Annotated in this window: 18 protein-coding genes; 16 read left to right on the forward strand and 2 right to left on the reverse strand. The window is 52.8% G+C overall.

The window, feature by feature from the left end; all coding sequences use genetic code 11:
* Positions 1-42 precede the first annotated feature (42 nt).
* From yicI to ACFOLF_RS28500, 6 genes are all read left to right on the forward strand, one after another.
* Positions 43-2,370, forward strand: a complete 2,328-nt coding sequence (yicI, locus tag ACFOLF_RS28475) for an alpha-xylosidase (protein ID WP_210037360.1) — start codon at positions 43-45, stop codon at positions 2,368-2,370.
* Positions 2,371-2,643: 273 nt separating this feature from the next.
* Positions 2,644-4,449, forward strand: a complete 1,806-nt coding sequence (locus ACFOLF_RS28480) for a sensor histidine kinase (RefSeq protein WP_379112837.1) — start codon at positions 2,644-2,646, stop codon at positions 4,447-4,449.
* Positions 4,427-5,983, forward strand: coding sequence for a response regulator transcription factor (locus tag ACFOLF_RS28485; RefSeq protein WP_210037362.1), 1,557 nt, complete (start codon positions 4,427-4,429; stop codon positions 5,981-5,983). Before ACFOLF_RS28480 ends, ACFOLF_RS28485 begins: the two co-directional genes overlap by 23 nt.
* Before the next feature lie 397 nt (positions 5,984-6,380).
* The gene (locus ACFOLF_RS28490; RefSeq protein WP_210037363.1) at positions 6,381-7,334 is read left to right on the forward strand and encodes an ABC transporter permease; all 954 of its coding nucleotides are present in this window, start codon (positions 6,381-6,383) and stop codon (positions 7,332-7,334) included.
* A gap of 14 nt (positions 7,335-7,348) precedes the next feature.
* The gene (locus ACFOLF_RS28495; RefSeq protein WP_210037364.1) at positions 7,349-8,254 is read left to right on the forward strand and encodes a carbohydrate ABC transporter permease; all 906 of its coding nucleotides are present in this window, start codon (positions 7,349-7,351) and stop codon (positions 8,252-8,254) included.
* Positions 8,255-8,337: 83 nt separating this feature from the next.
* Positions 8,338-10,077: an ABC transporter substrate-binding protein gene (locus ACFOLF_RS28500; protein ID WP_210037638.1), complete on the forward strand. Its 1,740-nt coding sequence runs from the start codon at positions 8,338-8,340 to the stop codon at positions 10,075-10,077.
* 101 nt (positions 10,078-10,178) lie between these two features.
* Here ACFOLF_RS28500 and ACFOLF_RS28505 read toward each other — a convergent pair whose 3' ends face one another.
* Complete coding sequence (locus ACFOLF_RS28505; protein ID WP_210037365.1) at positions 10,179-11,066, reverse strand: AraC family transcriptional regulator; 888 nt, start codon at positions 11,064-11,066, stop codon at positions 10,179-10,181.
* Positions 11,067-11,190: 124 nt separating this feature from the next.
* Between ACFOLF_RS28505 and ACFOLF_RS28510 the strand changes: the two genes are divergently transcribed.
* The 8 genes from ACFOLF_RS28510 to ACFOLF_RS28545 all read left to right on the forward strand — a co-directional run bounded on the left by ACFOLF_RS28510 (position 11,191) and on the right by ACFOLF_RS28545 (position 21,784).
* Entirely contained in the window at positions 11,191-11,973 is a 783-nt protein-coding gene (locus ACFOLF_RS28510) for a phytanoyl-CoA dioxygenase family protein (RefSeq protein WP_210037366.1), read from the forward strand.
* A 220-nt stretch (positions 11,974-12,193) separates the two neighbouring features.
* Positions 12,194-13,183, forward strand: coding sequence for a Gfo/Idh/MocA family protein (locus tag ACFOLF_RS28515; protein WP_210037367.1), 990 nt, complete (start codon positions 12,194-12,196; stop codon positions 13,181-13,183).
* Between the two features lie 60 nt (positions 13,184-13,243).
* Positions 13,244-14,176, forward strand: coding sequence for an aldo/keto reductase (locus ACFOLF_RS28520; protein WP_210037368.1), 933 nt, complete (start codon positions 13,244-13,246; stop codon positions 14,174-14,176).
* Complete coding sequence (locus tag ACFOLF_RS28525) at positions 14,152-14,964, forward strand: alpha/beta hydrolase (protein WP_379112835.1); 813 nt, start codon at positions 14,152-14,154, stop codon at positions 14,962-14,964. Before ACFOLF_RS28520 ends, ACFOLF_RS28525 begins: the two co-directional genes overlap by 25 nt.
* Before the next feature lie 203 nt (positions 14,965-15,167).
* Positions 15,168-16,925, forward strand: coding sequence for an ABC transporter ATP-binding protein (locus ACFOLF_RS28530; protein ID WP_210037369.1), 1,758 nt, complete (start codon positions 15,168-15,170; stop codon positions 16,923-16,925).
* Positions 16,906-18,726 carry an ABC transporter ATP-binding protein gene (locus ACFOLF_RS28535; protein WP_210037370.1) on the forward strand — a complete coding sequence of 607 codons (1,821 nt, stop codon included), beginning with the start codon at positions 16,906-16,908 and terminating at the stop codon, positions 18,724-18,726. Before ACFOLF_RS28530 ends, ACFOLF_RS28535 begins: the two co-directional genes overlap by 20 nt.
* A 178-nt stretch (positions 18,727-18,904) precedes the next feature.
* The gene (locus ACFOLF_RS28540) at positions 18,905-19,897 is read left to right on the forward strand and encodes an aldose 1-epimerase (RefSeq protein WP_210037371.1); all 993 of its coding nucleotides are present in this window, start codon (positions 18,905-18,907) and stop codon (positions 19,895-19,897) included.
* A 387-nt stretch (positions 19,898-20,284) separates the two neighbouring features.
* Complete coding sequence (locus ACFOLF_RS28545) at positions 20,285-21,784, forward strand: IMP dehydrogenase (protein WP_210037372.1); 1,500 nt, start codon at positions 20,285-20,287, stop codon at positions 21,782-21,784.
* 100 nt (positions 21,785-21,884) lie between these two features.
* On the opposite strand, the gene ACFOLF_RS28550 is transcribed toward ACFOLF_RS28545, so the two are convergent.
* Positions 21,885-22,778, reverse strand: coding sequence for an AraC family transcriptional regulator (locus ACFOLF_RS28550; protein WP_210037373.1), 894 nt, complete (start codon positions 22,776-22,778; stop codon positions 21,885-21,887).
* Positions 22,779-22,981: 203 nt separating this feature from the next.
* Between ACFOLF_RS28550 and ACFOLF_RS28555 the strand changes: the two genes are divergently transcribed.
* Positions 22,982-23,863 carry a sugar phosphate isomerase/epimerase family protein gene (locus ACFOLF_RS28555; RefSeq protein ID WP_210037374.1) on the forward strand — a complete coding sequence of 294 codons (882 nt, stop codon included), beginning with the start codon at positions 22,982-22,984 and terminating at the stop codon, positions 23,861-23,863.
* Between the two features lie 142 nt (positions 23,864-24,005).
* Complete coding sequence (locus ACFOLF_RS28560; RefSeq protein ID WP_210037375.1) at positions 24,006-25,022, forward strand: Gfo/Idh/MocA family protein; 1,017 nt, start codon at positions 24,006-24,008, stop codon at positions 25,020-25,022.
* The last annotated feature ends 101 nt before the right edge of the window (positions 25,023-25,123 follow it).

Raw genomic sequence — 25,123 nt, forward strand, 5'->3', positions numbered from 1 at the left:
AAAGTGTAAATTCAATGACCCTTGAAAGGAATGAGACTTAAGGTGAAATTTACAGACGGCAATTGGATGATTCGCGAGGGGTATCAGGTGCTTGGCGCTGTGCAAGCGCATGCAATCGACCAGGAGGATAACAGACTGACCGCTTATGTGTCCCCGCGGCCGATCGTGAACCGTTCCAGCATGCTCGATACGATGCTGCTGACGGTACGTTTTCATTCCCCGCTTCCGGGGGTAGTCGGAGTCAAGCTGATCCATCATGAGGGAGTTGTGGACCGCGGTCCGGTATTCGAGCTGTCGGAGCAGACCGGCGCGCATGTGACGATCGAGGAGAACGACGAGGCCGTGCTGCTGAAGAGCGGCGGACTTACGGTACGGATCAGCAAGGGCCCCGAATGGGGTGTAGATTTCTATAGAGGCTCGCAGCGCATTACAGGGACCAGGCAGAAGTCGATGGCCTATATTACGGATCCGGCCAAGCAGGCGTTCATGCGCGAGGAGCTGGATTTGGGCGTAGGGGAATATGTATACGGACTTGGCGAGCGCTTCACGCCGTTTGTGAAAAACGGTCAAATCGTCGACATCTGGAACAAGGACGGCGGTACCAGCTCGGAGCAATCCTATAAGAACATTCCTTTCTATGTGTCGAGCAAAGGTTATGGAGTGTTCGTCAATCATCCGGAGCTGGTCTCTTTCGAGGTCGCGTCCGAGAAGGTCAAGAAGGTACAGTTCAGCGTGACCGGCGAGTCGCTGGAGTATTTCGTAATTGACGGGCCAACGATCAAGGACGTTCTTGGCAAATATACTGATTTGACCGGAAAACCGGCGCTTCCTCCGGCCTGGACGTTCGGCCTGTGGCTGACGACCTCCTTCACGACGAACTATGACGAGGCGACGGTGAACAGCTTTGTCGAGGGAATGGCCGAACGCGATCTGCCGCTTCATGTCTTCCACTTCGATTGCTTCTGGATGCGCGAATTCCACTGGACGGATTTCAAATGGGATGAGCGGGTATTCCCCGATCCGGTGGGGATGCTGAAGCGGCTGAGAGAGAAAGGACTTAAAATATGCGTATGGATCAATCCCTATATCGCCCAGCGTTCCCGGCTCTTTGAAGAAGGCAGGCAGAACGGCTACCTGGTGAAAAAAGCAAATGGCGACGTGTGGCAGTGGGATATGTGGCAGCCGGGCATGGCTCTTGTCGACTTTACAAACCCTGCAGCCTGCAAATGGTATGCCGCTTATCTGGAAGAGCTGGTCGATATGGGCGTAGACAGCTTCAAGACCGACTTCGGCGAAAGAATCCCGACAGACGTCGTGTACCATGACGGGTCGGATCCCGTTAAAATGCATAATTACTATACCTACCTGTACAATAAAGTGGTCTTCGAAGTGCTGGAGAACAAGCTCGGCAAACAGGAAGCGGCGGTATTCGCCCGCTCGGCAACGGTTGGCGGACAGAAATTCCCTGTTCACTGGGGCGGGGACTGCTATGCGGATTATGAATCCATGGCAGAGAGTCTGCGCGGCGGCCTGTCGCTCGGAATGTCGGGCTTCGGCTTCTGGAGCCATGATATCGGCGGCTTCGAGAATACGGCGCCGCATCATATCTTCAAGCGCTGGCTGGCCTTCGGCTTATTGTCAAGCCACAGCCGCTTGCATGGCAGCAAATCGTACCGGGTGCCTTGGGCCTACGATGAAGAGGCAGTCGATGTGACGCGTTTCTTCACGAAGCTGAAATGCCGCCTGATGCCTTATCTGTTCAACACAGCCGGACAAGCTGCGGAGCTGGGCCTCCCCTCCATGCGGGCGATGGTGCTTGAATTTCCGGAGGATCCGGCAACGGAAACGCTGGACCGCCAATATATGCTCGGCGATTCCATTCTGGTCGCGCCGGTGTTCCATGAACAAGGCGATGTTTCCTATTATCTGCCGCAAGGCACCTGGACCCATCTGCTTACCGGAGAGACTGTACTAGGCGGCTCTTGGCGGAAGGAAAACTACAATTTCTTCAGCCTGCCGCTGTTTGTGCGCCAGAATTCCATCGTTGCGCTGGGGGCCAATGACCGGCGTCCGGACTATGATTTTGCGGACGGGGTCGAGCTTTCCTTGTATAATCTGGAGGATGGGCATACGGCAAGCACCGTGGTCCGCAGCATCAAGGGCGAGCCGGAGCTTGGCGTAAGCGCAGGCCGTCAGGGAACAACCATACAGGTTGATGCCGAAGGCAGCGGCAAACCGTTCCGCTTCTCCCTGCAAGGGGGAGCAGCCATCGTTTCGGCTGAGGGGCATTCAGGAATTTCGATCGACGGAAACACCGTATCCATTCCTGCCGGATCGCCGAAGGTGAGCTTCAAACTTACGATTCAATAAGCCAGTGGCGCCAGCTGTAAACGGTAGATACCCCCTTATCTCACATGGAAGCTGTCTGTGAGGTGAGGGGGTTCTTTGCGCGGGCAGGGAAAATGTCTAATTATGAACTGAAAAAATGGAAAATTTTTAATGGTTTTTATCAAACTCCACTCGTTTAAAATGAAGAAAGCGTTTATTGCTAAAGCGCTTCCACAAGAAGGCCGGTGATAAAGTGGCGAAAGCACGCGGAAACACATCATGTACAGCTACCAAAGAAGAAAGGAGCCAGGCCCAGTGTTTCGGATCATCATCCGCGGAATTAACGATTTAAAGCTGAGAACGAAGCTGATCCTCTCCTTCATTGTTGTGGTATTCATCCCCGTCATGATTGTCGGGTTGTTCCTGACCAATGAGCTGCGGCATCAGGCGCTGGATAATGCGCTGGAGCAAACAGCTGTGAATGTGGACCGGGTCAAGAAGCGGACCTCGGAGGTGATTAACGCCGCTTATGATATTTCTTACCGTCTTTCCAATGACAGCCGGTTGGCCCGTCTGGCCGCTACGGAATATGAGACGGTCTATGACGTGGTCAAGGCCTATAAGGATTATCCCGATATCAAGGAATATATCAGCCTGTACAAGGAAATTTCCAACATCCGCATCTATCTGGACAATCCTACGCTGCTGGATAATTGGGAGTTTATTCAACCCAGCGAGTCCATTATTAATTCCGGCTGGTATCAATCCGCCATGAGCAGCAGCGGCCTGATTGGCTGGAATTATATCGAGGATGAACGGGACGGCAAGAAATATTTGAGCCTGATCCGCAAGATTGATTTCCGCGACGAGATGAGCAGCGCCGTGCTGGTCATCAACGTCAACTCCCGGATGCTCGATGCGATTCTGAACCAGGAAACCTTCGAGACCATGATTGTTGATGAGAACAACAATATTATTTCGTCCAACCGGCCGGGCCGGGTAGGCAAGGGTCTGTCGGAGATCGATTTTGACCCGAGTATCGTGAACAAGCAAAGCGGCACTTATAATGCAGTGGTCAATGAACAATCGTCCAAAATCCGGATTGAGACGCTTATTCCCCTTTCCAGCTTGAATGGTATCCGGATTTTGTCGGTATTTTCGGTCAAAACCATCGTGAAGGATGCCAACCAGATTATCATTCTGGCGACCATTGTTATTTTCATCAGCCTGATTGTTGCCATTGTCCTGATCTATGGCTTCTCCAATCTTCTCTCCAAGCGCATGCTGCGTTTAAGCAAGCATATTACGAAGGTGGCTACGGGAAATCTCGATGTGACGCTTGCGATCGACGGCAAGGATGAGATCGGCCAGCTGTCCAGGCAGTTCAATGCGATGGTCGGGAGTATTAACGTCCTGCTCGCCGAGGTTCAGGAATCCAATCTGCAGAAGACCCAGCTTGTTACCAGACAGAATGAAATCAAATTCAAAATGCTGGCGAGCCAGATTAATCCGCATTTTCTCTTCAACGCCCTGGAGTCGATCCGGATGAAAGCCCATATCAAGGGTGAGAAGGAGATAGCCAAGGTCGTCAGGCTGCTCGGGAGGATGATGAGGAAGAATCTGGAGGCGGGAAGCAAAGAAGTGACTTTGCGAAGCGAAATCGAGGTCGTCCGCTGCTATCTGGATATTCAGAAATTCCGCTATGAGAGCCGGCTGGGCTATGAGCTTGTAATCGATCCTTTGACAGAGCAGCTGCATATTCTCCCGCTCATTATCCAGCCGCTTGTTGAGAACGCTGTCATCCATGGACTGGAAAACAAGCAGGAGGGCGGATATGTGCGAATCAAGGCTGAGCTGATGGATAAATGGATGCGTATCGAAGTGTCGGATAACGGGGAGGGAATGGATAAACAGAGGCTTGATTTTGTGCTGCGCTCCCTTGAGGAGCAGGAGGACGAAGCGAATAACCGGATCGGTCTGCGGAATGTGCATATGCGACTTCAGCTCTCTTACGGGAGAGAGCATGGACTTGTGATCACAAGCAGCCCGGATAGCGGGACGAAGATTAGTTTTACAATTCCGACAGGAGGCGGTAGACATGTACAAAGTGCTGATAGCTGACGATGAGCCTACGATTCGTGAAGGGCTGCGGACGCTTATTGAATGGGAGCTGTACGGTTATGAGGTCGTGGATACCGCTGCAAACGGCCAAGAGGCGCTCCGGAAGGCTGCCCATCATTCGCCTGATCTGATTATTGCCGATATCCGGATGCCGGGGATGAGCGGTCTGGAGCTGGTTGAGGCGCTCCGGAAGAACGGCTCCACCCTTCATGTCCTTATTCTAAGCGGCTACGCCGACTTCGATTATGCCAAGAAAGCCATCTCCCTGCAGATTGATGGTTACATGTTAAAGCCTGTCGATGAGGATGAGCTGATCGAGTATTTGGAGGTGCTCCGGACGACGCTCGAACGGGAAAAACAGGACAAACAGAAGACGGCCGCGTTCAGCGGCTTGTCCAGAGAATTAATCGTGCAATCCCTGCTTGCGCCGGGAGACTCGCCGGTTAACGCTTATAGCGAGGAAGAGATACTGGCTGCAGGCTTGCTGTGGGATTGCTATGAGATTATATTGATCAAGTTTCAAGCAGTGGAGCAGGAGACTGAACCAGGGGCTTCCGCGCTTCTGAAAAGCCGGTTATGCGAATTGTATGAACAATCGGGCAGAGGCGTCGTCTTTTCCATGGAGCCGTATGTGGGTCTGCTGCTGAATGGTGATCTGCATAATGAGGATCCACGTCATCATATTCACACTGAAATCGCTGCAGTCGCGGCGCGGCAGAGTATGGAATTTACCGCTGCCTCTGGCGGCTGCGTAAGGAGTCTGACGGACATTGGCGCCTCCTGCGGGGAGGTTATGCGGCTCATGAACCAGCGCTTTTATTACGCTGAGGATCGGATTGCAGCTCCCGGAGATATCCCAGCCAGCCTCCCGGCATCAGACGGTTCCGATAACGAGCCGATGCCTGACTATTCCGCTGTCGCCGATAAAATCTATTTCGCGATCGATGTGGGCAACCGTATGTCCGTAGCCCAGCTGGTTTCAGAAGCAGCAGACCGAATGCTTGCCGCCGGATGCCCGGAGCCCAAGATCAAATCCGGCTTTGTCCAGATCATTACGGAGACGCTCGCCAAACTCGCACGGAATCATTCCGCCAATCCGTCCGTGAGTCAGGACCATTCCGCAGGTATTCTCGATATCTACCGGCAGATGACCTGCAGCTCGCTTGTGCGGCATGTAACCGGCTATCTGCAAACGCTCATTAACGAGCAGCCAGGCGGAGGGATTGACAAGCAGATGAGGAAAATGATCGACCTGATCCAGCGGAATTACCATGAGAACCTGAAGCTCGAAACGCTCGCTGAGGTATTCAATTATAACAGTGCTTACCTGGGCAAGCTGTTCAAAAATGTAACAGGCGAATACTTTAATACCTACCTCGACAAAGTCAGGATCGAGAAGGCCAAAGAGTTTCTTGACAGCGGCTTGAAGGTCTATCAGGTGGCAGAGAAGGTCGGCTATACGAACGTCGATTATTTTCACAGCAAATTCCGCAAGTACGAAGGTTCTTCGCCTTCCGCCTACCGCAAGAAGTAGGCGAAGCAGGTGGAAATAGTCTGTAGAAGCGTAAGCGTTCGCCTTTGTACCTCGAATTTATCAGATAAAGGGTTCCAAAAAAAAATTCAGAGGTACAACAGCGATCTCGACAAGTGACAAGCGATAGACATGCTTGTAGCACTTGCGAGTATCGAAAGACGTTTCCGCATGCGCAGCCAGTCTTTTTCTAAATAGAAGAACGTATAAAATTTCTCCATACTTTGCTTCTATTTCTGTGGGAAGAAACTTACTGTGCCGCCAAAAGGACGGCCTCAGCCGTTTCTTCTTGACGGACGTTCAAAGCGCTGATTTTTATATGATTTTCACTTGAATTGGTCGGGTATTGCGGGCATCGCATTTCCATTATCATAAGGACATACAGCAAGGAGGGAAATACATGGCAGCGGTTACAACCGAAATGAAAGCCCCTGCGAAGCATGGCAGAAAACGATTCTGGAGCGTTTTTTTCCAGCAGCGGTATCTGTATCTCATGTCGCTTCCTTTTATCGCATGGGTATTCGTGTTCAGCTATCTGCCCCTGTGGGGCTGGACGATGGCATTCCAGAAATTCAAGCCGGGGCGAAGCTTCTTCGATCAGGAGTGGGTGGGGCTCCAGTACTTCAAGGAACTATTTCACGATCCCCAGTTTTACCAGGTGCTCCGCAACACGCTGGCCATGAGTACGATGGGGCTGGTCGCCGGCTTCACGGTACCGATCATCTTCGCGATCGTGCTGAACGAAGTGAAAGCGATGGCCGTCAAGCGTTTTGTGCAAACGGTTTCGTACCTTCCGCATTTCGTGTCCTGGGTCGTCGTCGCAGGTATCGTAACGAAGATGCTGGCAACCGACGGCGCCGTCAACGGGCTGCTTATGAGCCTGAACATCATCGATCAGCCGATCCAGTATATGGCGAAGGGCAATTTGTTCTGGTATATCGTAACCGGCTCGGATGTCTGGAAAGAGATGGGCTGGAACACGATCATCTATCTGGCCGCCATTGCCGGCATTGGGCCGGAGCTGTATGAAGCGGCGAAGGTGGACGGTGCGAACCGGATCCAGCAGATATGGAATATTACGCTTCCGGGCATCCGCTCTACGATCATCATTCTGCTGATCATCTCCATCGGCCACCTGGTCAGCATCGGCTTCGAGAAGCAATTCCTGCTCGGCAATCCGCTTGTCAGCGACTATTCGCAGGTGCTTGACCTCTACGCGCTGAACTACGGGCTTGGCATGGGGCGATTCTCCTTCGGAACAGCGATCAATATTTTCAACTCTCTGATCAGCATCATCCTGCTCCTTGTCGCAAACGGCATATTCAAAAAAGTAACCAAAGAAAGTATTTTCTAGGAGGAGGATGCCGCATGGCTTCGCGCAAATGGTCCTCCGGGGCATCCTGGCCGGACAGAACCTTTGACCTGCTTGTCTATCTCATTCTGGCGGTCGTTACGATTGTTACGCTGTATCCGTTCCTGAATGTGCTGGCGATTTCGCTTAACGATTCCACCGACAGCGTGCGCGGCGGACTCACCATTTATCCCCGGGTGTTTACGCTGAAGAACTACGAGACGATTTTTGCCTTTGGCGGGCTGATTACCGGGCTGAAAATCTCCATTCTCCGAACGGTTATCGGGACGATTCTGGGGCTTGTGAGCGCTTCGATGCTGGCCTTTACGATCAGCCGCATTGATTTTCAGGGACGCAGATTCGTCTCGGCTTTCCTCGCAATGACGATGTATATATCTGGCGGGCTGATTCCGTTCTACATTCTGATTCGCGACCTGCATATGATCGGCACCTTCGCCGTCTACGTGCTTCCCGGTCTTGTGAGCGCATTCAACGTCTTCATCATCCGTTCCTTCATCGATGGCATTCCTTATGCGCTGCAGGAGTCGGCGAAGCTGGACGGGGCGAACGACTGGACGATCTTCTGGCGTGTCATCCTGCCGCTGACCAAGCCGGCGCTGGCGACGATTGCGCTGTTCCTAGCGGTGGGACAATGGAACTCCTGGTTCGATACCTATTTGTTCAACGGCTCGAAGGAACACTTGACCACCCTGCAGTTTGAACTGATGAAGGTGCTGCAGAGCACGACGACCAACGCCGATTCCTTCCGCGGCCGCAACATGACCGAGGTCATGCGCCAAATCTCGCCTGAATCGGTGAAGATGGCCATTACGATCGTCGTGACCGTTCCCATTCTGGTCGTCTATCCGTTCCTGCAGAAGTACTTTGTAAAAGGCATGACGCTCGGCGCGGTCAAGAGCTGAGTGCAGCTGATAAACCGGTATAGACAGATAATCTGTTCATTACGATATTTCTTTACTACAAATTGGGAGGGTTTTTACGCATGATGAACACAAGATCCAAAGCGGCGGCGCTACTCATGACATTCGCGCTCTCCGTCGGCTTGCTGGCCGGCTGCTCCAGCAACAATAATGGCGAGAACAGCAAGGCTGCGAACAACACCGGCACGGCGAATACGAGCACGAACGCCGGTGCGGAAACAGAAGACTTGTCCCCGGTCACATTCAGCTTTTTCGCCGAGGATCCCAATCCTAACTGGAACAACATGCAGGATGAAGTGTCCAAGGAAATTACGAAGAAAACAGGCGTTACCCTCGATGCGGAATTTGCCGTAGGCGATCCGGCCCAGAAGGTTGCGCTCATGGCGGCAAGCGGTCAATATCCGGACATCATTTCGGCCAAAGGCGATATCGGCAAGCTCGTCGATGCCGGCGGCGTCATCGATCTGACCGACTTGATCAACAAATATGCGCCCAATATCAAGAGAGTGCTAGGTCCTTACCTCAGCCGGGCCAAATATACGACTGAGGATCAGTCCATCTACGCCATTCCGACCTGGGCAGCCGTTGATGAACAGCGATTCGTGGCCGGTGGAGGCTTCGAGCTTCAGCATCGCGTCGTGAAGGAAGCGGGTTACCCGCAGATTCGTACCGTACAGGATTATGAGAAGGCGATCAAGGATTATCTGGCCAAGCATCCGACGGACGAGAATGGCAACAAGAACATCGGAGTATCGCTGAATGCGGATGACTGGCATATACAAATCTCCGTTACCAACCCGGCCGTTGCCACAACCGGCGGATCCGATGACGGCGAATACTGGGTCGATCAGGACACATTTGAAGCCAAGTACCACTTCCGCCGTCCGGAAGAAAAGGAATATTTCCGCTGGCTGAACCATATGAACGCCGAAGGGCTGCTTGACCCGGAAAGCTTTGTGCAAAAGTATGACCAGTACAAAGCCAAGGTCGCTTCTGGCCGCGTACTCGGCTTGATCGACCAGGACTGGGATTACAACGACGGCCAGCAGGCTCTGAAGTCAGCCGGCAAGTTGGACCAGACATACGGTCATTATCCGGTGACCCTGAGCGAGGACTTCAAGGAAACATCCTTCTGGCCAACCGGTTTCATGGGCGGCTACGGGATCTCGATTTCAAGTACGGCGAAGGATCCGGTGCGCATCATCAAGTTCCTGGATTTCCTCGCATCCGATGAAGGCCAGATTCTCAACAACTGGGGGATTGAAGGCAAGCATTATGTCATGGAGGACGGCAAGCGCGTCGTGCCGCAGGAAGTGCAGGACCGGATCAATAACGACAACACGGCATTCACGAAGGAAACCGGTATCGGCTTCTATTGGAACATGATGGTGCACTATGGCGACGGCGCGAAGGATTCAACCGGCAACTACTACACCAAGAACAATCCGGAGATGATCCCGACCGGCTACAGCGATGTGGAGAAAGAAACGCTCAAAGCGTATGATGCTACAATTTGGAAGGATCTATTCCCCAAAGAAGACGAGTTCAAGGTGAAGGCGTACGGTGCAGCCTGGAATATCCAGATCCCGGGCGAAGATGAAGTAGCCGTTCTCGGCAACAAGATGAAGGACATCACCTGGAAGCGCGTTCCGGAGGCGATCCTGGCGAAGCCGGAGAACTTCGATAAAGTCTGGGAGGCGTACCAGCAGGATCTGATCAAAGCGGGCGTTGAGAAAATGGAAAAAGGATATACGAAATACGTGCAGGACCGCGTTGCATTGTGGAGTGCCGATTCCGGCCAATAAACGATGTCATTCGAGAAGCCGCCCTCGTCATAGTCGGGGGCGGCTTTTCTTATATATGCCATAACCCGATTCAACCTGAATGAAAACAGGCATGGATCGGGTTATTTTTGTTTATGCGTACGCCGGTATTCTCTTGGCGTGACGCCTGTATGCTTGCGGAACATTTTATTGAAGAAGCTGACATCGTTGAAGCCGGTTTCAAGCGCGATATCCAGCACCTTGGTGTCCGTATCGAGCAGAAGCGCGGAGGCATGGCGGATCTGAACCTCATGCTTGTAGTCCATGAGGCTCTGTCCGGTGGCTTCCTTGAATTTGGCGGTGAATGAGGAGACGCTCATCCCGCAAATCCGGCTCAGCTGAATAAGGGTCAGGGGCTGACGGTAATTCAGCTCGACAAAATTGCGGATCGACAGGATCCGCTCCCGGTCGCTGAGCGTATGGCGCTCTGTGCTCCGGTTCTCTTGATGATACCGGCTGAGCCAGACCAGGCATTCGATCCAGCGTGTCTTGATAATGAGCTGGGAGCCGTCGCGCTCCTGCTCATACTCCTCGTAGATGGTCTGCAGATGGCCCTGGAACTGCAGCTTCTGCGCAGCCTGCAGCGGATGGTAGGGGATGAACGACTGGCTTTTCCGCAGGAAGGGCATCAGATAGAAAAAATCGATAAAGGCGGGAATTTCCTGAAGCGCCTCGAGCTCCTTTTGGAGGAAAGCCGTATCGAACAGCACATTATAGACAAGGGTATCCTCGTCGGCCGATCCCAGATAGCTGTGGTATACATTCGGCTCCAGAATGAACACATCCCCCGTGGCCAGCCGGTATTGATGACCGGACATTTCGTGAAAGGCGCTCCCCTCAACAACAAACACCAGCTCGACGAAATCATGCGTGTGGGAAGGAATCGGCTCATTCCTGCGAATGACGGCGCGGTCGATATAGAACGGAAAACGGCTGTCCTTGAAATAATTGCTGCCTGTATAGGTTGTCATGTCCGCTTGTCCCCTTTTTGGCAGATCGACCTGGTTTTGTCGCTCATCCTCCAAGATTATGGTTCTATAATAGCTTAAATTAAGAGTAAGACAAATAACTTTCGTAGCAAAGGGAGACGAGCGCATGTTAAAAAAGAAAATCAGGCTGACGGAGGATCAAATCAAATTTTACCGGGACAATGGTTTCGTTCAGGTTGACAATATGCTGTCCCGCAAAGAGCTGAATGAGCTGCGCGAGCACCTGAACGAGGCGATGGGCCAAAAGACGGGAAATTCGGTGCAGACGGCTCAGAAGGAGGGGGCTTATTTCAAAGTCTTGAATCAGCGTGTGAACACCTGGCGCGATCATGGCGGCATGGCCCGGTTTGTACTCTCGGAGCGTTTTGCCGACGCTGCCAAGCAGCTTACAGGCGCCAGCGGCATTCGGCTGTTCCATGACCATGCCCTGTTCAAAATGCCTCAGGATTCCAAACCGACGCCCTGGCATCAGGATGCCCCATACTGGCCTATGAATGAGCAGACCGGCTTGTCGATATGGATTGCGCTTGACGATGTGGATGAAAATAACGGCTGTATGATGTTCGTTCCGAAGTCGCAAAAGATCAAAAACCTCAAGCATGTGGATCTGGTTTCGCCGCATGATATTTTTGAAGACTCGGGCGCATCGGAAGTGGACCGAAACACGGCGGCCATCGTCCGGATGAAAGCAGGCAGCTGCACCTTTCATAACGGCCTCACCTTCCATTATGCCCATGCGAATCAAACGGATCAGCCGCGCCGCGCTCTGGCCATTATCTATATGGAAGATGGAACAACCTACAGCGGGGCCCGCCATGTCTGCACGGACGGACAATCGCTTGCGCCGGGAGACCCGCTTCGGGGAGGATTATTTCCGAAGCTAGCGTAAGCGCTCTCTTTCTCCGAAAATACAGAAGCCCTGTTCGTTCCAAGGAACGATAACGGGCTTTTTTTCGTTGATAATGCTGTAGATTTAAGACCTTTCCCGGTTGTTCGTGACGAGAATGAAAGCGCTAATCTTATATATTCAGAAGTAGTTTTATATTTCCACGCCGGAGGAATTGGTCTATACTAGGGGCAAATCCATTAAGGCAGGTGTAAACGTATACATGACTACAAAAAAACTTAGATGGGGTATTCTTGGAACAGCCGGAATCGCGAAACGTTCGGTCATTCCCGGGATCCAGCAATCGCAGACCGGCGAAGCGGCGGCTATTGCCAGCCGCAACCTGGAGAAATCCCGGGAAACAGCAGCGCAGCTTAATATTCCGACCGCCTATGGCAGCTATGAAGATCTATTATCGGATGGCAGCATTGACGCCATTTATATACCGCTTCCGAATCATCTCCATATGGAATGGTCCATTCGGGCGATGGAAGCAGGCAAGCATGTACTCTGCGAGAAACCGATTGCGTTGAATGCCGAAGAAGCGCAGAGAATGGCAGACACAGCAAGCCGGACAGGCGTGCATCTGGCCGAAGCCTTCATGTACCGCCATCATCCGCGTTATGAACGGCTCAAAGAAATTATCGACTCCGGAGAAATAGGCGGCGTCCGCGGCATTCATGCTGCATTTACCTTCAATAATGCCGGGGACAAGGGCAATGTCCGCTACCGCAGGGAATGGGGAGGCGGATCGCTTTACGATATCGGCTGCTATCCTATCAGCGTGGCACGTCTGATTCTGGGAGCGGAACCGGAAGCCGCAACTGTTCATGCCTTGATTTCACCCGAGCACGATGAAGTCGATATGATGGCTTCCGGTCTCCTGGAGTTCCCCGGCAGTGTAGCGCTGACGTTTAGCAGCGGCATGTGGGCCGCTTTCAGGAATCCTCTTGAAATTCTGGGATCAGACGGCTGGATTGAAGTGCCGGGGGCCTTTGTGGGGGATCAGCACTTCATCGTTCATACGAAGGACGGAGTGCGCGAAGAGAAGCCGCAGGAGCTGAATGCGTTCGCGCTGGAAATCGACGATTTTGCCCGCACCGTATGGGGCGAGCAGACGGCCCGGTTCACGCCGGATGATGCGGTTGCCAATATGAAAGTGCTGGATGCCTGCCTGAAATCGGCCTATTCGCGCGAGCGCGTGCTAATTTAATATTAATTCATCTTAATAAATTTTAATAAATCATGTATAATAGAGGAGGATGTTTACCAGATGAAAAAAATCGACCTGCCCGGAATTAAGCAAGGCGTGACCCAGTTGATCATGGGATCGGATTATTTTGCACCGGATGTTTATGAGCTTGTCAGCACGAATCTTGATGCGTTTACTGCAATTGGCGGCAACACGATTGACACGGCTTATGGCTACTCCGGAGGCAAGAGCGAGCAGGCTATAGGCATGTGGGTGGAGGAGCGCGGCAACCGCGACCAGATCAACATCTGGACGAAGGGCGCGCACCCTAACAAGGATGGCCCGCGGGTGAACAAAGCGGCGATTCATGAAGAGCTGATGATCAGCCTGGAGCGTCTGCGCACGGATTATGTCGACCTGTATGCGCTTCACCGAGATGACCCGAACATTCCTGTCGGGCATATTATTGAGGCGTTGAACGAGCATGTGGAAGCGGGACGGATTCTGGCGTTCGGCGGGTCCAACTGGACGACGGCCAGACTGGATGAAGCGAACCGTTATGCGGCTGAACACGGCCTGCGGGGCTTCGAATTCAGCAGTCCGAACCTCAGTCTGGCCAAAGCGCAGGAAGCGTATTGGAAGGATTGCATCAGCGTTGACGAAGAAATGCTGGCCTGGCATGAACGCGGCGGAATGCCGCTGTTCTCCTGGTCCTCGCAAGCCAGAGGCTTCTTCACGGGCCGATTTACGCCGGAGGATCGTTCTGATGCCGACCTGGTGCGCGTATTTTATAATGATGACAACTGGAAACGTTACTACCGTGCCGAAGAGCTTGGAAGGAAGAAAGGCTTCTCTACGATTCAAATCGCGCTTGCCTACGTGCTGAATCAATCATTTGCGACGGGTGCCATCGTGGGTCCGCGAAATGAAGCAGAGCTGAAATCCTGTTTGGAGGCAACGACTATCTCTCTGACACTGGAGGAAGTGAAGTGGCTGGATCTGAGAACGAATTAATCGAGCTTTGGCCCGGAGGCGCTCCACGCGCCGAGGGAAGCACGGAAGAAGACCGTCCGGCGCTTACCGCCTATCTGGTGGAAGGCAAGGGAAGCGGCGCAGTTATTGTGGTTCCGGGCGGCGGATATGGCATGCGGGCCAATCATGAAGGTGAACCGATCGCTTTGTGGCTTAACTCCATTGGCATTTCGGCTTTCGTTCTGCGTTACCGCGTAGCGCCTTACCGTTACCCAAGCGCACTCACGGATATACAGCGGGCTGTCCGTTATGTCAGGCATCGTGCTTCCGAATGGGGAATGGATACGGGCAAGATCGGCGTACTCGGTTTCTCGGCCGGGGGACATCTCACAGCAACGGCGGGAACCCTGTTCGACCGGGGAGAAGCCGATGCGGATGATCCGGTGGATCGGCAATCCAGCAGACCGGATCTGCTCGTATTGTGTTATCCGGTTATCACGATGCAGCCGCCGTATTCCAACGAAGGATCGAAGAAAAATTTGCTCGGTTCCGAGCCGGAAGAGCATCTGGTCCAATTGATGAGCATGGAGCAGCAAGTGACGGAGGATACGCCGCCAACCTTCCTGTGGCATACCTCCGATGATGCCGGTGTTCCCGTGGAAAACTCGCTGATGTTCGCCTCGGCTCTCAGCCGCGCCGGTGTACCGTTTGATCTGCATGTGTATGAGCATGGACGGCATGGTCTGGGACTTGCCGAGGAAGATAAGCACGTCGCCTCATGGACCTCCGTGTGCGAGCTGTGGCTCAAGCGATACGAATTTCATAAATAAAGCTAGCATCCCCTTTCCTTAAAGCCAACCGGATGAATACATCCGGAAGCTTTCAGGATGGGGATTTTCTGCCTGCATGCAAAAAGACAAATGGGTTTTTCAGCTTGACTAGAGAGCGCTCTACAGCGCAAGCATTAAACGTTTTATTCGGCATTCAGTATGGTTAATAGGAATGTACGTCTTTTCGGGGGTGTGATTTTCTTTTGAAGCCGCAACGGTTGCTGTTTAACTATATTCGGACGAATTGGGGTTTGTATGCAATTGCCGTCGCCTCTATCATGACAGGAAACATTATTCAGTCGTTTTATCCCAAAATCATCGGGAATTTCACGGATCAGCTGAAGCTTGGTGATATTACCCGTACTGCTATTATCGATTACAGCTTGCTGCTGCTGGGTGTCGGGTTAAGCTTTGGCCTGCTGGCGGGCATTGGACAATATATGATTATGCGGCTTGGGCGCCGCTTTGAATTCTATACCCGGAACCGCTTGTTCGTTCATTTCATGACGCTCAGCGAAAGCTATTATTCCAAGCACGGAGTCGGCAAATGGCTGAGCTACGTCATCAACGATGTGACGGCCGTTCGGGAATCGATCTCCATGGGGATCAATCAGACAACGAATGCGACGATGCTCATTATTTCGGCCATTTTTATGATGCTGATCAGTGACATTCCGTATTATCTGATTCTCGCCTGTGTGCTTCCCCTGCTCATTATTCCCTGGATTGTAACCCGTTTTGGTCCCGTCATCCGGGGCCGCTCGCTCAAGGTTCAGGAGTCCCTGGGCAAAATGACCGAGTCGGCGGAGGAGCAGTTCGGCGGGATCCGCGTGACGAAGAAATTTGCGGTCGAGCCGATTATGATCGGCCGTTTCGCTCAGACGGTAGACAATATCCGCGATAATCAGCTGCATCTTGTACGGGTATCCTCGCTGTTTCAGGCGCTTATTCCGTTTCTGGGCGCGCTGTCGTTTATTGTGACGATCATGTACGGCGGGTACTTGACGATTAACAACACGATTTCACTGGGGAGCTTCGTCGCATTGACGTTGTACATCCGAATGATGGTGAACCCGCTGCAGCAAATCGGCAACGTGATCAATACGATGCAGCGCTCGAGGGCATCCTTGACGCGCATCAACGATCTGCTTTCTGTAGAATCGGAAATCCAGGATGCGATCGATGCGAAGTCAGCGGATTTGAGGCATACGGGAGTCGCTATCCGGCATCTCTCCTACACTTATCCGGGGGCATCCAAAGAAACGCTGCATGACATCGACCTTAAGGTGGAGCCGGGCAAGACGCTGGGCATTATCGGGAAGACGGGGAGCGGCAAGACGACCCTGATGAAGCTGCTTCTGCGGGTCTACGATTCGCCGGAGGGTACGATTCTCTTTGACGACATGGATATTCACGAACTGACGATTGAGAGCCTGCGCAGCCAGATTGCTTATGTACCGCAGGACGGCTTCCTGTTCAGTACGACCATTCGCGATAATATCGCGTTCTTCCGCCGGGAATCCGGCTTTGAGCATGTCGAGAAGGCAGCCAAGCAAGCCCAGATCTATGACAGCATCGCAGCGTTTCCTGATAAATTCGAGACCAAGCTGGGCGAACGGGGCATCACGCTGTCCGGGGGTCAACGGCAGCGCACGAGCCTGGCCCGGGGAATTATCAAAAATGCGCCGCTGCTCATACTGGACGACAGCGTAAGCGCGGTGGATGCGGTGACGGAGACGAGTATTGTAAATTCCATCCGCAAGGAACGCAAAAGCAAAACGACCATCCTGATTGCGCACCGGATCAGTGCGATCAAGCATGCGGATGAAATCGTCGTGCTGAGCGAAGGACGGATTGTCCAGCGGGGTACGCACCAGGAATTATTGAAGCAGCAGGGCCTGTACGCTGAGCTGTATACCATTCAGGAGGAGGGAAGCCGGCATGTCGACCATATCCGTTAAGCAGGAGCGGCAGAAAGCATCCCCTCGGGATGAAGCCAAAAATGAGCAAAAAGGAAAAACGGGCTTCCGCGCCTTGTATGCCTATGTGAAACCGCATCGCCTTGCTTTTTCCCTGATGTTCATATGCACGCTGCTGGCGATTGCGGCTGATCTGTTTCAGCCTTATTTAATGAAGATTGCCATTGATGACCATTTGATGGTCGGCAAAACCGATTACGGAACATTAGTCATGATCGGCGGCATTTATTTTGCCCTGTCGATCGGCGGCCTGGTATTTACTTATTTGCAGAATAATCTGCTGCAGTTTGCAGGCCAAAGCATCGTCGCCCGCATTCGCAAGGAGCTGTTCGAGCATATTTCCAGGCTGTCCATCCCGTTCTTCGACCGTACACCGGCGGGGAGCCTGATCACCCATGTGTCGAGCGACACGGAAACCTTGAATCAATTCTTCACCCAGGTCGTGCTGAGCGTCTTCCGCGATGGCCTGACCTTGATCTTCATACTGGTGCTGATGTACCAGCTGGATGTCGAGCTTACGCTGTACTGCATGATATTGCTGCCGATTATCGCTTTCATCGCCATAGCGTTCCGCTCTTATATGCGCAAGACATACCAGCTGTCCAGAACACAGCTCTCCAGGCTGGTTGCTTTTGTGGCGGAGAATCTGGCCGGTATGGGCATCATCCAGGCATTTCACCAGGAGAAGGAGCAGGGCAAACAGTTTACCGGCCGCAACGAGTCGTACCTGAAAGCGAATTTGCGGGAAATCCGCACCAATGTTCTGTTTAACCGGTCCTTCGATATTTTGGGCAATATCTCGATTGCCTTCGTTACGTGGCTCGGCGGGATGGCTGTTTTTGATCATAAAATCGAGTTCGGCGTGCTGTATGCGTTTATTACGTATATCCGCCAGTTCTTTCAACCGATCAATGCGATAACGCAGCAGTGGAATACGCTGCAATCCACATCGGTTGCCGTCAACCGGATCTGGACGATTTTCTCCATTTCCCCTGAAGTCAAAGACAGCAAAAGAGTAACCGACGTAAGCTTGGCGGATGTCAAAGGCCGCATCGATTTCAACCGGATCACCTTCGGCTACAAGCAGGACACACCTGTTATCCGCGACCTGGATCTTCATATCACGCCAGGCGAAATGATCGGAATCGTCGGAACGACGGGTGCCGGTAAAAGTACGCTGATCAGCCTGCTCTGCCGGTTCTACGACACGCAAGAGGGCAGTGTGCTGATCGACGGAACGGATATCCGGGACATTCCGCAGGAGAAGCTTCACCGGATCGTCGGACTTGTCCAGCAGGAGCCGTATCTGTATTCCGGAAGCATCGTCGACAATGTGCGTATGTTTGACGAATCGATTTCCCGGGAAGAGGTTATCGAGGCCTGCAAGTTTGTTGGTGCGGAGCAGCTGATTTCCGAGAAAAAAGAAGGCTACGACACGCGGCTGTCGGAGCGGGGAAGCGGGCTTTCCGCAGGGGAGCGGCAGCTGATCTCGTTCGCGCGCATCATTGTGTTCAAGCCGAAGGTGCTGATTCTGGATGAAGCGACGGCGAATCTGGATTCGCAAACCGAGCAGCTGATCCAATCCGCTCTGGAGGCTGTGTCCGAGGGACGCACCACGCTGGTTATCGCGCATCGGCTCTCCACCATCATGCATGCGGACCGGATTCTGGTTATGCGCGATGGCGAGGTTGTGGAGGAAGGCACCCACGAGCAGCTGCTCAGCCGTAAAGGGTATTACGAGGAGCTGTACCTGCATTCGCAGGGGAAACAGATTACGGCATAGCGGGCGGATTAACCGCGCCGCCAAAAGAAATGGCGACAGCCGGTTCTTCTTGCGGTACTGGGGAACCACAAAAGGCAGCCTTCTCCACAGGCTGCCTTTATGGTACTCTTATTGATATATAATGAAGTAATAATTGCCTGGCATTCATTATTCATATTAAAGGAGCGATTAATTACACATGAGCGATGCAGCTGCATACAAGGGTGAATATCAAGGCGAGAAAGCAGTATGGCTGAAGAGCGGAAGCTATGAAGCGGCAATCCTGCCGGAAATCGGCGGGAATTTGATTGCTTTTCGCGATACAGCAAACGGTTACAACTTCCTTCACGAGCCTGCAGCGGACGAGATGGAATCGTTTAAGGCAAGGCCGATTATCCATGGCATTCCGGTGCTGTTTCCGCCCAACAGGTTCGAAGACGGCAAGTTCCCTTGGAATGGCAAGACCTATACCTTCCCTGTGAATGAAGAGAAGACCGGCAATCATCTGCATGGCTTCGTACATAGCGAGACCTGGGATGTGGAGGAGTTCGGGCAAACCCGAGAAGAGAGCTTCGTCACCGTAGCGCTCAAGGTAGATGAGCAGCATGCGGTGTACAAATTCCTGCCTCATCTGTTTACCATCAAGCTCAAGTATACGCTAAGCTCTGCCGGTTTATCGCAGCATATCCTGATCCGCAATGACGGAGCGGATGTGATGCCATGCCTGTTCGCCTTCCATACGGCAGTGAACGCTCCATTCGCGCCTGGAAGCTCGGCGGCCGATTACCGGGTGAAGCTGACGATCGGAAGCCGCTGGGAAATGAGCGAGCGGATGCTGCCTACGGGTGAATTTCTGCCGCTGACTGCGGAGGAAGAGCAGCTCAAGGGCGAAGGCGTTTATCCATTCTTCACGGAATTGGACAATCACTACACGGCGGTGCCGCAGAACGGGCGCAACCGGATGGAGCTCACCGATACGAAGCTTGGCCGCACCTTGGTCTATGATGTGGGAACCTCCTATAAGCAGTGGATGATTTGGAACAACTTCGCGACGGAAGGATTCTTCTGTCCGGAGCCGCAGATTAATCTGGTCAATGCGCCGAATGTCGATCTTCCTGCGGACGAAATCGGTTTGTTCAGTCTGGCTCCGGGCGAGATCTGGGAGGAAACCGGAAGACTATATCTGAAGTAGTTAGAAGTAGTTATATGTAATGTGGAAAAATCCGCTTATTCAGCAGGCAGACGGGCATCAAGCCGCCGTTGGTCCCGCTGCGATAAGCGGTTTTTTTGATATATAAGAAAGTATAAAATTCCACCATACTTTGCTTCTATTTCTGTGGGAAGAAACTTGCCGCGTCGCCAAAGGACGGCGAAAGCCGTTTCTTCTTGATATATCGGCAGGTATAAGAATTCCTCCCTGCTTTGCTTCTATTCTTTAGCGAAGAAACTTACTTGCCCGTCAAAGGACGGCGAAGCCGTTTCTTCTTCAATAAATCCTGTTTATTAACTATTGACCTTCGGTTAAGCAAGGTGTATGATTCTAAAAATTAACTAAAAATAGATGAGGAGTGGGAAGAGAGTGGCTTTCTATTATACTGAACCGTCCCGGACGTTCAATGAGTTCTTGTTAATCCCCAATTTGACGACAAAGGACTGCACGCCGGCCAATGTCGAGCTCAAGACGCCAATCACCAAATTCAATAAAGGCGAACAACCTGATATTTCTCTCAACATACCGTTCTCATCCGCGGTCATGCAGTCGGTTTCGGACCATAATATGGCGATTGCATTGGCGCGCTGCGGCGGTATTTCCTTTATCTTTGGTTCCCAGTCCGTTGAAGATCAGGCAGCCATGGTACGAAAAGTCAAGGAATACAAGGCGGGCTTCGTGGTCAGCCGCTCCAACCTGACACCCGAGCATACGCTCAAGGATGTGCTGGAACTAAAGGAAAAAACCGGTCATTCGACCGTAGCGATCACCGGCGACGGTACGCCAAACGGAAAGCTGCTTGGCATCGTGACCAGCAGAGATTACCGGATAAGCCGCGATACATTGGACAAGCGCATCCAGGATTTCATGACACCCTTCTCGTCGCTTATTTACGGCAAGTCCAGCTTGACCTTGCCTGAAGCCAATGATTTGATCTGGGAGCATAAACTGAACTGTCTGCCCATCGTGGATGAGCAGCAGAATCTGCGTTACCTCGTGTTCCGCAAGGATTACGATGCGCATAAAGGCAATCCGCTGGAGCTTCTCGATGGCAACAAAAGCTATATCGTCGGGGCGGGCATCAATTCGAAGGATTATGAAGAAAGAGTGCCGGCACTGGTCGCTGCTGGAGTCGATATTCTCGTTATTGACGCTTCGGACGGGTACAGCGAATGGCAGCGCGACACGCTGCAATACGTCAAATCGAACTTCAATGTCAAGATTGGCGCAGGGAATGTCGTTGACCGTGAAGGCTTCCTCTATCTGGTGGAATCCGGCGCAGACTTTGTGAAAGTCGGAATCGGCGGCGGCGCCATCTGCATTACCCGCGAACAAAAAGGGATCGGCCGCGGTCAGGCATCGGCGCTGATCGAGGTCGCGGAAGCAAGAGAAGAGTATTATAAGGAAACGGGCATCTACGTGCCGATCTGTTCCGACGGCGGGATTGTACACGATTATCACATCACGCTTGCGCTGGCCATGGGCGCCGATTTTGTCATGATGGGCAGATACTTTGCCCGGTTTGACGAGAGCCCGACCAAGAAGCTTATGATCGGCAACAACTTTGTTAAAGAGTTTTGGGGAGAAGGCTCCAATCGGGCGCGGAACTGGCAGCGGTACGATACCGGAGGCAAGCAGGGCCTTGTTTTCGAAGAAGGCGTCGATTCCTACGTGCCATACGCCGGGGGGCTGCAGGAAAACCTGGACAAGACGATCAGCAAGATCAAATCGACCATGTCCAACTGCGGTACGAAGTCGATCGCAGAGATGCAGCAAAATGCCAGAATCACGCTCGTATCGGCAACCAGTCTGGTCGAGGGCGGCGCGCACGATGTTATTATGAAGGAAAGCAGCTTGTCGGGGGAATAAGGAATAAGAAGCAATAGCATAATAGGAATAAGAGCCGGTTTCTTCTGCCATTGGGCAGGGGGAACCGGCTTTATTGCGTCTGTTAGCTCATGTGCCTGGGTCAGCTGCGGGAGAGCAGGGTTGCGGTGCTGGCGATGTGAAGAGCGGCCCTTTTTCTCCGGATATCGGAGGGGGTGCCGTCCTTGAACTTCCTGAACACGCGGCCGAAATAGGTCATGTTCGAGAACCCGACCCTGTCGGCAATTTCAGTTATGGAAGCATCAGTCTCCAGCAGCAGACGCTCGGCCTCCTGGATCCGCAGCAGATGAATATATTCAATAAGCGTCTTGCCCGTCATTTGCTTGAAAACATTGCAAAAGTAATTCGGGCTGAGGTTGACCATCCGGGCGGCTTCCTGGACAGTTATCGGTTCATGGTAGCGCTCGCGCAGCGTCTGGAGCAGCCCGGAGAAGTCCGGCGTATTCGGAAGGCGCGGAGATTTTAACGTTTCGAACTGCTGCGCATAACGAAAATACTGCCCGAAAATCCGCAGCAGCTCGGCTTTGACCAGGAGCTCGTAGCCGGGCTGCTTGCCTTTGAATTCGCCCACCAATCTGGAGAAAGACTCATTGATGCCCTCCATAAGCGGTTCCGTTCTGCGGATAATTCCCGGCCACTTCAGATGCTGGTTCAAATAGGGCTGAAAATAATGATGCTCGGTAATATCCAGACCGCTCCCCCGCACCAAAGCTTCATTAAAAACAATGCAGATCAGCTCGGTATCCGGACCCAGAACAACAGCGCTGTGCAGCTGCCTGGAGTTGACGAATGCCAGCTCCCCCTGCTGGAGCGTTTCGAAGTCGGCATCGATCTGGATGCGGGCTTTGCCTTCTTTGACAAAAATCCACTCGATATGGTCATGCCAATGCAGACCGATTCCTCTCACGAAAAAAACATTGATGGGAAACGTCTGATCGGGAATCCAGGTATGTTCCTTGTGAGGGCTGACGGTCATAAACGCGGTCTCTCCTCTGCGGGATGAAAAGTAGGTTCATACAATTTTCTTATTATAATCGCTATTTACGAAAATGTCGACGCTGTCATTTCAATAAATATCGTAAGATCGTATGATTGAAACGCAATTTCATTCATAGCCTGCTCTCCTCTCATTAGGTAAGATAAGGGAAGATCATATTTGTAAAACCTTAGGAGGGTACAATGAAACAAATTCGAATCGGTACACTTGTCGGCGGTGGCGACGCGGTGCGCGTTCTGCCCCAAATTATTCCCCATGGCTTTGAATCCTTCTCGCTGACCTTCTGGCAATCCACCAAGGATGCGGATCTGATGGAGCTGTCGAAGCGCGTTAAAGAAATAACGGCGGAGCATGATATCATCATCTCAAGCTTGGGCATATTCGGGAATCCGCTCACCGGAGCGGGCGATAATGCAGATACATTAGCGAGCTGGGAAAGACTGATCGATCATGCCGAGGCGTTCGGCACCAATCTGGTCGCCGGATTTACCGGGCGGATGCCGGGCTCGATCGATGAATCGCTGCCGCGCTTCGGCGAGGTGTTCGGCGAATTATCGCGCCGTGCCGAGGCCAAGGGCGTGAAGCTTGCTTTTGAAAACTGCGATATGGGCGGGACGTGGAAAAATGGCGACTGGAATATTGCGCATAATCCGACGGCGTGGGAGATGATGTTCAATGCCGTGCCGGCGGCCAACATCGGCCTGCAGTGGGAGCCCTGCCACCAAATGGTCAGCCTGATCGATCCGATTCCGCAGCTGCGCAAATGGGTGGATAAAATTTTCAATGTGCATGGCAAGGATGCCACCATTGCCTGGGATATCGTTCGCGAGTACGGCATTCATGGACCGAAGGAATTCGTATGGCACCGGACGCCCGGCTTTGGCGATACGAACTGGACGGATATTATTACGATTTTGCGCCAGGCGGGCTATGAGGGAAGCATCGATATCGAAGGCTGGCATGATCCGGTTTACCGGGGCGAGCTGGAGATGACGGGGCAGGTGCATGGCCTTAATTATTTGAAAAAATGCCGCGGCGGAGATTTTATTCCTAATCCTGAGTAACCTGCACGCTTTCGCGGATCGACTGTGCGGATGGACCTGATCTCACTCCACCCTTAGAGGCTTACAGGGAGCGCGTGCGCAGGAAGTTGCCTATTTGCGAAATGGGAAATGATCATACTTTTACAATGAGAGGGTGCTTCGATTGGCACAACATAAAATTGTCGTTGCAGGCTGCGGCGGCATGTCCAATACATGGCTGGATTACGCAGCGCAGAGGGAGAACGCCGAGATTGTCGGTCTGGTGGATATCTTCGAGGAGAGCGCCAGGAAAATGGCGGAGAAACGCGGACTTAACGTTCCGACCTTCACCGATCTGTCCCAGGCGCTGTCGGCAACGGGAGCCAATCTCGTCTTTGATGTGACCATCCCGGTCAGCCATAAACAGATTGTCACGACCGCGATGGAAGCGGGCTGCAACGTGCTTGGCGAGAAGCCGATGGCGGAATCGTATGCCGATGCCGAAGATATTGTCCGCATCAGCGGGCAAACCGGCAAGCGCTATGCGGTTATGCAGAACCGCCGCTACCTGAAGCAAATCCGCTCGTTCCGCGATTTGGTGGGGTCGGGCGAAATTGGACAAGTCGGCTCGATTCATGCCGATTTCTTCCTGGGACCGCATTTCGGTGGCTTCCGCGACGCGATGGACAGCCCGCTTGTTATTGATATGGCGATCCATACCTTCGATCAGGCCCGCTTCATCATCGGCGCCGACCCGGTATCGGTCTACTGCCATGAATATAACCCTCCGGGCTCCTGGTACACAGGGAACGCTTCGGCGATTTGTATTTTCGAGATGAGCGACGGTTCCGTATTCAGCTATCGCGGTTCATGGTGCGCCCAGGGCCTCGGCACCTCCTGGGAATCGGAGTGGAGAGTAACCGGCAGCAGCGGGACGGCGAAGTGGGATGGCGCCAAGTTGCCGGTTGCAGAGGCTGTCGACACCAGTAAAGGACCGGAATTTTTCCTGCCGATGAAGCAGATCGAAGCGGCTGTCACCTATGAAGGACGCGAAGGACACTGGGGCTGCCTGGACGAAATGTTTAATGCCCTGGAGCAGGGCCGTCCGGCGGAGACCGATTGCCTGGATAACATCAAGAGCGTGGCGATGGTATTCGGCGCGGTTGAGAGTGCAAGGACGGGGAAGAAAGTACAGCTGTAGGCTAGATGGACAGGATTTATTTGCTGGAAGGGGCTGCCCGATAGCCATGTGAATGGCGGGGCGGCTCTTTTTTCTGTGGCAGCCGGCGATCTCGACAGTTA

The organism is Paenibacillus sepulcri, from assembly GCF_042647105.1.
Lineage (GTDB): Bacteria > Bacillota > Bacilli > Paenibacillales > Paenibacillaceae > Paenibacillus_Z > Paenibacillus_Z sepulcri.

Excerpts from the sequence above, each read along its gene's own strand:
- ACFOLF_RS28550 (WP_210037373.1), bottom strand. The coding sequence starts at position 22,778 with ATGACCGTCAGCCCTCACAAGGAACATACCTGGATTCCCGATCAGACG.
- ACFOLF_RS28495 (WP_210037364.1), top strand. The coding sequence starts at position 7,349 with ATGGCTTCGCGCAAATGGTCCTCCGGGGCATCCTGGCCGGACAGAACC.
- ACFOLF_RS28505 (WP_210037365.1), bottom strand. The coding sequence starts at position 11,066 with ATGACAACCTATACAGGCAGCAATTATTTCAAGGACAGCCGTTTTCCG.
- ACFOLF_RS28490 (WP_210037363.1), top strand. The coding sequence starts at position 6,381 with ATGGCAGCGGTTACAACCGAAATGAAAGCCCCTGCGAAGCATGGCAGA.
- ACFOLF_RS28485 (WP_210037362.1), top strand. The coding sequence starts at position 4,427 with ATGTACAAAGTGCTGATAGCTGACGATGAGCCTACGATTCGTGAAGGG.
- ACFOLF_RS28555 (WP_210037374.1), top strand. The coding sequence starts at position 22,982 with ATGAAACAAATTCGAATCGGTACACTTGTCGGCGGTGGCGACGCGGTG.
- ACFOLF_RS28520 (WP_210037368.1), top strand. The coding sequence starts at position 13,244 with ATGAAAAAAATCGACCTGCCCGGAATTAAGCAAGGCGTGACCCAGTTG.
- ACFOLF_RS28500 (WP_210037638.1), top strand. The coding sequence starts at position 8,338 with ATGAACACAAGATCCAAAGCGGCGGCGCTACTCATGACATTCGCGCTC.
- ACFOLF_RS28540 (WP_210037371.1), top strand. The coding sequence starts at position 18,905 with ATGAGCGATGCAGCTGCATACAAGGGTGAATATCAAGGCGAGAAAGCA.
- ACFOLF_RS28535 (WP_210037370.1), top strand. The coding sequence starts at position 16,906 with ATGTCGACCATATCCGTTAAGCAGGAGCGGCAGAAAGCATCCCCTCGG.
- ACFOLF_RS28510 (WP_210037366.1), top strand. The coding sequence starts at position 11,191 with ATGTTAAAAAAGAAAATCAGGCTGACGGAGGATCAAATCAAATTTTAC.
- ACFOLF_RS28515 (WP_210037367.1), top strand. The coding sequence starts at position 12,194 with ATGACTACAAAAAAACTTAGATGGGGTATTCTTGGAACAGCCGGAATC.